General features: G+C 43.5%; 7 protein-coding genes and 1 pseudogene. 3 read left to right on the top strand and 5 right to left on the bottom strand.

All coding sequences use genetic code 11. The features are described from left to right. Nucleotides 1-98: 98 nt before the first annotated feature. Together AACR09_RS12110 and AACR09_RS12105 are read left to right on the top strand one after the other, a co-directional pair. A pseudogene (locus tag AACR09_RS12110) lies at nt 99-341 on the top strand (DHHA2 domain-containing protein); the annotation flags it as partial. Nucleotides 342-597: 256 nt separating this feature from the next. Beyond that, the gene (locus AACR09_RS12105) at nt 598-2436 is read left to right on the top strand and encodes a hypothetical protein (RefSeq protein ID WP_050652327.1); all 1839 of its coding nucleotides are present in this window, start codon (nt 598-600) and stop codon (nt 2434-2436) included. 43 nt (nt 2437-2479) lie between these two features. Here AACR09_RS12105 and AACR09_RS12100 read toward each other — a convergent pair whose 3' ends face one another. Next, on the bottom strand, nt 2480-3391 hold the full coding sequence (locus tag AACR09_RS12100) for a LysR family transcriptional regulator (protein ID WP_193835053.1): 912 nt from the start codon (nt 3389-3391) through the stop codon (nt 2480-2482). Between the two features lie 99 nt (nt 3392-3490). Here AACR09_RS12100 and AACR09_RS12095 point away from each other — a divergent pair, with 99 nt between their 5' ends. Beyond that, a complete protein-coding gene (locus AACR09_RS12095; RefSeq protein WP_193835043.1) occupies nt 3491-4375 on the top strand; it encodes an SMP-30/gluconolactonase/LRE family protein in 885 nt (294 codons plus the stop codon). 112 nt (nt 4376-4487) lie between these two features. On the opposite strand, the gene AACR09_RS12090 is transcribed toward AACR09_RS12095, so the two are convergent. From AACR09_RS12090 to AACR09_RS12075, 4 genes are all read right to left on the bottom strand, one after another. Then, on the bottom strand, nt 4488-5381 hold the full coding sequence (locus AACR09_RS12090) for a DMT family transporter (protein ID WP_193835042.1): 894 nt from the start codon (nt 5379-5381) through the stop codon (nt 4488-4490). 136 nt (nt 5382-5517) lie between these two features. After that, entirely contained in the window at nt 5518-6537 is a 1020-nt protein-coding gene (locus AACR09_RS12085; protein WP_193835041.1) for a helix-turn-helix domain-containing protein, read from the bottom strand. Between the two features lie 104 nt (nt 6538-6641). Further along, nucleotides 6642-7640, bottom strand: coding sequence for a DUF2860 family protein (locus AACR09_RS12080; protein WP_193835040.1), 999 nt, complete (start codon nt 7638-7640; stop codon nt 6642-6644). Nucleotides 7641-7733: 93 nt separating this feature from the next. After that, nucleotides 7734-9293 (bottom strand): amidase, encoded by a 1560-nt coding sequence (locus AACR09_RS12075; RefSeq protein WP_193835039.1) that lies wholly within the window; start codon nt 9291-9293, stop codon nt 7734-7736. Nucleotides 9294-9386: the final 93 nt, after the last annotated feature.

The raw sequence follows: 9386 nt of genomic DNA, 5'->3' as shown, positions 1-9386 counted from the left end.
ATAATCGGCAACGGCCTCATCAAGCAAATGATGGGCTGTCGCCAGTAAATGCCGAAAATCGGCTTAAGTCAGTGTCCGGAATTTGTTGACCACTACATGACGATCTTCGAGCAGCAATGAAGACTTATAAAGAAGAGAACGGGCTAGACCATCTGTTCTTCTCCATCACAGACACTAAGAACAAAGAAGCAAACTTACTGTGGGTAGATGAAAGCGACTATCAAGTCATCAAGTCGGCTTTCAACGCTGAACCAACAAGCGACATGCTGATTTTGGAAGGCGTAACCTCACGTAAGCGCCAGATTGGCCCTGCAGTTCAAAAGGCAATTGAGAGTTTGTAGAGAGTAAGAGCCGTTACTTTATAAACAAGTAGTGAAGGGATTGGGAGAGATACCAATCCCTTTTTGTTTTTTTACTAACCACGATAATGATTGATAAAGAGAATAAGTTGGCGGCTCAAGACGGTTATCGATGATTGTTCGGTTATTTGATACTAAACTGGTGACATAGTTAACAAATTAGTATTGACTGATATACCTACAATAAATGCGGAGTTATTATCCATCGATTACTCTATGTATTTCAGCAGGCTATTTCATGAAATTAAATCAGGTTCTAACCCATACAAATCAAGTTGAACGCTCAAAATTCGTTAACTGTATAGACAAGTTATGTCAAGACATCAAAGATGACCCTGATTTAGCAAAACAACTTGATAAAATTGATGGGCAGCTTAAAGCTGCGTCAGGCAATGAAATAACGCAACTGTTTAGCCTAATCCAAACCTTTTTCAAAAAGCACCTCAAAGAACAAATTGCGGTTGGTGGGCCTCAAGTCGCTTTGCTCATTAATATACTCGTAAGAGATGGTAATTGTATTGCAACCATTCCTTGGATTGAGAGTCTTTACGCAAGAGAATACAAAGAAATTAATGATTTAAGCTTAAGTCTTATCAAAGAAATTGAAGATAATGATTCAATCGATTTTGAGCGCTTGAATCGTTTAGATATCTATCGTGAATGCATGAAGACAGCGTTTGATAATGATCTAAAATCTAACCGCACTGCAAAAATATCTGAAGATGAAAGAAGCATCTTAAATGTATTAGCTGAAAGGTTAGCGCTTTCAAGAGAAGAAATTCATGCTATTGAACATTCAGTGGATCCAATTCCAGAACTAGGGATTGAAAACTCGCTTGAGTACCTACGTGAAAATGGAATCATCCTTATCAATAGACGCCGCGCTGAGGTTATGGTTGCCGATGAGGTGATCGAATCTTTACATGATGTTCTAGGAAAGGAATTACACGATAAGTATGTACTTCGTATTTTAAGGTCTTTCTCTGACGCTGATCTATCCAACATACTTAAGAACCATGGGTATAAAATTCGAGGGGTTGAGCGACAGGATAAAATAACAACTATTGTACATTCAGGTTTATCCATCAGAAGTATTTTGATGACAGATTTGCATAGTGAAGATGCAACCCAGAACCAACGTAAAGAGCGCATCAAGCAACTTATTGAAGATATGGATTTGGATATTTCAAGAATTGGTACAAGGCTTCAAGACCGTATCGATGTGATGATTGAATACTTAAGAGCATCAGAAGACGAAGAGTTTAATTTACTTAGTGTAAGTGGTTATAAAGAGTTGTTAGAGGCTTTGTCTCGGACTGATCTTAGTGTTGAAGATAGAATCCGTGCTGACTTTGAGATTGAGAATAAGGAAACCTTGGACCCTGAACGCTTAAAAGCTCTCAGTATTACACCATTAGATATTCTTTATCTTTACAGTAACGATGAAATAAAAACTATTCGAAATGATATGAACTTGCCGAGACGCGGCAATCCAAGAAGTCAGATCATTGAGAGCTTTGCTAGCGCAAATGATCGCTTAATTGAAAATTATCATCTCTTAGCTTGTCGTGACCTTCAAGGACTACAATCTGCAGGGATTGATATCAAAGAAGCAGATATCGGTGTTAAATTTGAAGAAGCAACTCGTTCAATCTTAGAGCAGCTAGGAATGAACGTAGATGAAGATTTGAGAAAAGATATCAATACAGCAAAAGACAAAGCTGACATCATTATCTCGTTGGAAAATGATGATGTTATTATTGGTGAAGCAAAGTCATTTAAGAACGGGCAATTCTCGAAATATTCTTCGACTTCTCGTCAAGTTAAGGCATACGTTAAGCGTTGTGAAGCCAACGGGCACAGAGTTGCTCAAGTATTGATTGTTGCTCCAAAGTTCTCCGAAGATTTTATCGATGCAGCTGACATGGATACAGATATCAATATTTCTTTGTTAGAAGCCGAGGGCTTGCAGAAAATATTGGCAGCATTTAAACAACGTAGAAACCCTAATTTCTCTCCTAAGCTATTAACAAAGGGAGGGTTACTTAAAGCAGATTTGATTTCTAAATCTATTTAGGTAATTTCTTTGAGGTAGTAATCAAAATCGAGCTAGGGTCTTCTTAGCTCGATAAGTCCTTAAACGTATAAGCGTTATTCGATTCCAACCACTCTTTTACGGCTCGGTTAAAAGTGACCAACTTCTGCGGTGTTACTCTTCTTTGAGCATAGATAAGGCTTAGCTTTTGGGCTTTTATCGACCATTCTGGGAACACGTGAATAAGCTCACCTTGTTTGAGCTGCTCTTCAACTTGATAGAACGGCAAGCTGGCGACACCTATCCCTTGCATCGCTAACTCCAAAATTGAACTGTAGGTATTTGAGCTAACGCTTCCGGTTACTTCAACATGGTAGGTTTGCTCACCATTGATCAACTCCAGCTGATTCCAACGCTCATTTTGACTGTTAAGAATGAAGCTGCATTTATGGATGTCTTTAGTAGTGGCGAGTGGGTTAGTCGATGCGTAATCCGCACTACAAACGAGAACATTGCGGATGTGCCCGAGATCGTTGGCAATCACATCATTAGGCAATTCATCGTAGGCTCTAAAAGCAATGTCAAAGTCTCCGGACTCTATCTTCTTTTTCATCGGCCCAAAGTCGAGAATCAAATCCACTTTTGGGTATTCTTGCTTGAAAGTAGGGATGATATGACGACAAAGCGCACGCCCAAACTCTATCGGTGCGGTAATTTTCAAATCGCCTGCCACTTCCTGCGTCATGTCTAAGACACGCATTTCCGCTTCGGTTGCTAATAGTTGAATTTGCTTCGCTTTCGAATACAACTCTTCACCCACTTCTGTGAGGCTGATAGAACGAGTCGTTCTGTGAAACAGCTTGGAATTCAATGTTTCTTCGAGTCGTTGTACATGCCGAGACACCAAACCTTTTGACACATCCAATACTTCAGCGGCCTTGGTGAAGCTTTGCTCTTCGGCGACAGTCAAGAAGGTCTGCATATAAATCAAATTCATCATTAACACCATTTAGTAAACAGTGAAGTCATTTTGTATTGTTTTTCTCTCTCCTTCAAGAAACTAAGATTCAAAACGTAAACAGAAAGGAGAAGAACAATGAACAAATTACTACTTATTACCGCTGCAATGGCTGCCTCTATGAATGTTTCAGCTGCCTCTGTTGTAGAAAGCAACCCAACATTGGTTGGAGACTCATTCGGCTTTGTTGAAGGCCCAACATGGGATGTGGAACATCAACGTTTCTTGTTTAGCGATATTCCCAATAACACAACCTATTCTTACGATCTTAACGGCAAGTTGAGCGTTTTTGATGACAATTCTGGTTATGCCAATGGTCTCGATATCGATGCCAAAGGTAACCTGTGGGCGGCACGTCATGATAGAAAGCTGTCGTACCGTCAGGGCAACGGAGAGAAAGTGATTGTCGCTGCAACGTACAACGGCAAGCTGCTCAATAGCCCGAACGATTTAACCGTTAACAGTGATGGCAGCGTGTGGTTTACCGATCCTCCGTTTGGTATTCAAGGTTACGGCCCAGCAAAGGCAGAACCAGAGCAACCGGTTAATGGCGTTTATCGTTACCTAGATGGTGATCTAAAGTTGATCACTGGAGAGTTCAAGTTACCAAACGGCATCGCTTTTTCTTCTGATGAATCTTCGTTATACGTTGCCGACACATCTGATGGCTGGGTATACCGATTTGATGTTGATGGACAGTCACTCAGCAATAAGACGCAGTTTGCTCAAGTGAAGGCGGAGTCTGGTTCTGAACCTATGGTTGATGGCGTTGCTGTTGATGCCGATGACAACCTCTTTATTGCAGCGCATGGTGGCGTGGGTGTGTTCGATAAAGACGGTAAGCAAATAGACTTCATTGCTATCGATGCAGGCCATATCAGCAACCTAGAAATTGGCGGGAAACAGCAAGACTTACTGATGGTGACGGCATACAACAAAGTGTTGGTGTTCAAGCTTAAGTAACACCTTACACAAACGAAAATAAAAAGGGACGGGTAGAAATACCGGTCCCTTTTCTAGTTTGAATAAGTCGAAACTGGGTTAGCTCAATGTGCTTTAATGATGCTGCCGACGATTAAGGCTTAGGCTGATTGGCTTCTACATCAAGCGCCGTTTGATTTGACGTACTGAAGTACTTCTTCCATTTTATTGGCATCATAGGAATGACGATCAGGCTGATGCCGACAAGGGTCAACATGTCTGGAATCTCGTCAAACCACATCACACCAAATAGGGTCACAAACACCAACCCCGAATATTCTGCGAGAGCAATTTGGTTTGCTGGTGCTTTTTTATAAGCCACCACCACAAGGGCATGGTATCCAAGAACGAACAGGTTGATTGCCATAATCCACCCAACATGACGCCATTCAATCGCCGCCCATGCAGGCAGAGCAAGAGCCAACGCCAGCGGTAGAGTCATCACACTGGTCCAAAATAGTGTCGAGATAATGTGTTGTTCTGCGTGAAGACGTTTAATCAAAATATTGCCGACACCCATCGCGAGCGCACTGCCTAACCCTGCAATAGCGGCCCAGTGAAATTGCTCTGGACGCAACACGATTAACACACCCTCGAAACCAATCAATGTCGCCACCACTTTTGATGATGTCGGCTTCTCTTTCAGTAAAACAATAGAAAGCGGGAGCATAAGAATGGGCCCAACATAGAACATCGCATTTGCGGTCGCCAACGTTAGGTGTGTGATGGCAATCATTGCGCAGCCGCTTCCCATTAGGATGAATTGAGCCCGCAAAAAATTGATGCGACAACCACCTTGCATGCGTGTCTCTTTGGGTAGCTTTAGCCAAAAAGGGAGCAGCAACATCACGCTCAATAGCTGGCGGATAAACACATATTGGAACGTGGGCACTTCACCGTTCAGCACTTTGAGTGAGACGTCTGAAAAGGAGGCGAGCAGGTTGGCGAATACTAAGAGCAAAATCGCGTGGTTGGTGGCTTTGGTCATACAGAAACAGTGCTACATATTTGTCATACAATTGTGGGCGCACATAATACATGAGAATCGAAAATATGTAAGAACAAAAAACCAAGTAAGAACAATGTCGTTCGATGCTTAGTGATACGGGATGCGAGATCTGCTGTTACGACCTGAGTTCAGTAGGTGAGTGCCCAGTCCAGTTTTTGAATGCTCGACTGAATGCGCTCGAGTCTGAGAAGCCAAGCTCGTGAGCCACATAGGTAATATTGCCGTCGTTTTGATTCAGTAACGTCATGCTCAGTTCAAGTCGGTATTTATCGAACAAACGACGAAAGCTCACACCTTGTAGTTTAAGCTTACGATTCAGGGTTCGAGGGCTGATATGAAGATTGTTCGCCACGCTATCTAGGTTGGTGTCTTTCACCGCGAGCACCTTGAACGTTTCATTCACTTTGTAGATCAAGCTAGTTTTTAACGTTTTTTCCATCTGTTGATCGGCGATTCGTACTAACTCTGCATGAAAGTCAGCTTGGAATTGGCGAGGTTTCGCCTGGACAAGATCGTTAGGAAATAGAAGGTAGCGGGCGGGGAAGCCCTCTTTCATTTCAACATTAAAGACACGCTCATAGATGCTCAAGAACTCATCACCGATGGTGTTCTTGTGGATGTGAATGGCGAGCTTTTGATTCGGCGCATTAAGGTATCTGCGAACGAGCTTGATCATAATACTGAAATAGAGCCCCAAGCTGATGTGTGTCATCAGTGTGGTTTCGTCAATGTACTCGGGTGTGACGCCCCAAAGTTCAACTTCACCATTTTCTGTTTCACGGCTGAATATTTTCAGTAGCGGATGTATATGAATGGAATATCGACTCAGCAGTTGGCAAAAGCTGGCGAGATCTGGCGCGGTGAGCATGGCCATTACCGGCGCGCCCATTTCAAGCTCATCGAAGTAGCGAGCGGACTCATCAAACAGGTCAATCAGCTCATGATCAAAGCGTTGGTAGATGTTGGTGATGGCGGTTTGAAGCTGATAAGCCGAGATCGATTCGGCGGAGCAAAGTTGTTTATAGACCTCTGCTCCCGACCAGATATCGCTGCTGTCTCCAATTCTAGCCTGTATAGCAGAATCTAAAGTTTTAAACCAAAAAATGGGCAATTGAGTACTAAAACTTTCCACCATAACTCCCTGTTATTGCTGGCGATTGAAGAGTGTTCTTCTCGGTAATATGTCCAAATTAAAGGATTTGTTTACGGGTTACAAGTAATGAAAACCTCAGTTCAATCTTAGAATTTGTAATCAACACCGACTGAAACCACATATTGTGATGATTGGTAATACTCAATATTCGAATTCGTTGTCTTCGCGCCGAGTAGTGATACCAGAGACCAGTTTTTCGCATCAAAAATATTGGCATATTCATAAGCAACGAAGGCGCCAAAGTCTTTGTCTTCACGTGTCTTATTAAAGATCGGGTTCTCTTTATCATAGCTGCGTTTTGCTGCATTGAGTGTTAAAGCAAGACCATGATTTCCGTATCTTTTCGCTAGGTTAATTTCCGCGCCAAGGCTCAAGAACGACAGTGCATCACCCTCAGAATCTGAAGAGAAAACATTCATTGAAGGTGTGAGAATGCCTGACCCGTCTTTCAAGAAGTACTGGTAACCAGACTTGAGATAAAAGTACTTTCGTTCTCGAATCATCAATGCGCGTTCTTCGTCAGTTAAACCAAGCCCCTTTAGACCGGTGTTTTCTTTTTTAACGTCTGACTCACCAGAAGCGACATCGAGATTAAAGTTCGAGCCCAATATTCTTGAAAGCTGCATTCGAACCACAGTGCCAGTGAGGTCGGTTTCTTTCCTATTTGAGTCAACAGCATAAGGGTCATCCCATACTTCGCCTGATATCAGAGTCGGCAAGATAGAAAAATCGACCACCATGCCACTTTCGACTTGCTGCCTATATCCAACTTCAAATGCCAACGTACCTGTGATGATGTCGTCTCTTGAGGTACCTAAGAAAAACTGTTTGTGATTCAAAGTGCCAAAGGTGTATTGCACCGAACCCAAAACCGCGACCATTCCCTCGGCTTCCGTGTTACCCGACGACATTAAATCGGCTTGAGATTGATGGTTGCTTTGACCAACATCGAGGTTACTTGAGTTTGCGGTGAAGCCAGTTAGGAAGGTCATGTTGCCACTGAAGCCTTCGCTTGGTGCTAGAGCTGCGAATGAGTGTGGCGCAAGCGTCAGGCTTGCCAAGAATAGGAAAATAATATGTTTCATCAATAGACTCGTACTTGAATAGTTTTTTAATCGAACTGATTTCGAAATCGAATAGCTCTTGAAAATAAATAGCTCTTGAAAGTGAATTGCTTTTTAAAGCGCAATCGGGGCTTTTTTGTTTGCCCAAGGCTTGGCGTGTTCTAGTTGATAGGCCAATTCAAATAGCAGGCGGTCGTTGCCTCTTGCTGCGGAAAAGTGGCTACCAACTGGAAGGTTCTGCTTGTTCCAATACAAGGGAACCGACATCGCCGGATTGCCTGCCACGTTTTCGATTGGCGTGTAGGACATTAATTTCTCTGAACGTGCCCATATCTCTTTGCCGGAATGCGTTTTCTGGTCGAAATATTCGATGTCCAAAGGAACATGGTTTGCACAAGGGGTGAGCCAAATGTCGATGTTTTTAAAGAACTCTCGGTTGTGATTGGTCGCGAAGTTTCGGCATCGTTCTTGAGAGTCGATATACAAGCTAGGAGTGGCTTTTAAGCGAGCTTGCATCGTGCGAGCTAAATAGACGACGTTATCGCTGACTTTGTCTGGCATCGATTCTAGCGGCATACCTAAGTGGTCGAATTGCTCAGCAAAGCTTGCCATCTTGTTGCCAAATACGCCCATATAGTTACGCATGAACACATCGCCATCTTGGATTGGTTGTTCAACTTCGATAACGATATGCCCAAGGCTTTCGAGCAAAGAGACCGTAGAGCGAATGGCTGCGAGCGTATCTTCATCGGGGAGCCTGCCGTGGATATCTTTTAGGGTGACGCCAATCTTTATCTGACGGTTAAGAGAAGCATTAACCATTCCTATTGGGGTTCGAGGAAAAGGCGTCTCAAAGTCATTTTTTGTATGATGCTCTGTGACTGAAACTGCCAAAGCAGCGTCACGAACGGTTCTCGACATAAACGATTGATGAGTAAAACCTTCGCTTGTTGAGCCATCAGTTAGCCCTGAGATCAAAGATTCACGACTTGGTTTAAAACCAAAGATTCCCGTCGCTGAAGCGGGCATACGAGAAGAGCCGCCGCCATCAGTAGAATGCACCAATGGTACATAGCCAGCTGCAATCGCTGCTGCGCCACCGCCAGTCGATGAGTGAACACCTCGGCTTAGATCCCATGGGTTGCGTGTAGCGCCGTAAAGGGAGTTCTGTGTGCAGCCTAGTGTCATCATCTCAGGGATGTTCGTCATGCCAATGGTGTTCAACCCTGCATTTTGAGTCGCTCGAATAAACCAAGAGGTCGCGTTGGGTTTTCTGCCTTGGTTTAGCTTCGAACCCAGGGTGCATTCAAGCCCAACAACATCAACGCAGTCTTTCACCAAGAAAGGCACGCCAGCAAAGGGTGAGTTCGGGTTAAACGAGTTTGCACGCTCTAGCGCTAAGTCAAAGCACTCAGAAACAACCGCATTAACCTGATCGTTGGTCTGGCGAATTTTATAGATGGCTTCTTGCACGAATTCTTTTGGCGAGGCTTTTTTGTCTCTTATCAGGTTCGCCATCTCGGTCGCATCAACGGTTTGGTGATCTGAAGGCAAATTTGTTGGCGAAGTTGGTGTTGCATTCGCTAAGGTAGGCAGAGAGATAGCCGCAGCAGAAACTGCACCTTTCCCCATAACTTTGAAAAAATCTCTGCGTTTTAATTCATTGATAGTCATCGTTTCTATCCCAAGTTAGAAAGTCACTATCCTTGTTTCGAAACCTAGCTCGCTAGGCTTCGCGTCACTCCATGTGCTGATTTATGGGACTAG

Origin of the sequence: Vibrio sp. OPT20, from assembly GCF_963889365.1 — a bacterium.
GTDB classification, from domain to species: Bacteria; Pseudomonadota; Gammaproteobacteria; order Enterobacterales; family Vibrionaceae; genus Vibrio; species Vibrio splendidus.
The sequence above is the reverse complement of the archived record's forward strand: the minus strand, read 5'-3'. Positions and strand labels throughout refer to the sequence as shown.

What these genes read in the sequence shown, in the direction of transcription:
- AACR09_RS12075 (WP_193835039.1), bottom strand. Translation starts at nt 9,293, where the DNA reads ATGACTATCAATGAATTAAAACGCAGAGATTTTTTCAAAGTTATGGGG.
- AACR09_RS12100 (WP_193835053.1), bottom strand. Translation starts at nt 3,391, where the DNA reads ATGAATTTGATTTATATGCAGACCTTCTTGACTGTCGCCGAAGAGCAA.
- AACR09_RS12090 (WP_193835042.1), bottom strand. Translation starts at nt 5,381, where the DNA reads ATGACCAAAGCCACCAACCACGCGATTTTGCTCTTAGTATTCGCCAAC.
- AACR09_RS12095 (WP_193835043.1), top strand. Translation starts at nt 3,491, where the DNA reads ATGAACAAATTACTACTTATTACCGCTGCAATGGCTGCCTCTATGAAT.
- AACR09_RS12105 (WP_050652327.1), top strand. Translation starts at nt 598, where the DNA reads ATGAAATTAAATCAGGTTCTAACCCATACAAATCAAGTTGAACGCTCA.
- AACR09_RS12085 (WP_193835041.1), bottom strand. Translation starts at nt 6,537, where the DNA reads ATGGTGGAAAGTTTTAGTACTCAATTGCCCATTTTTTGGTTTAAAACT.
- AACR09_RS12080 (WP_193835040.1), bottom strand. Translation starts at nt 7,640, where the DNA reads ATGAAACATATTATTTTCCTATTCTTGGCAAGCCTGACGCTTGCGCCA.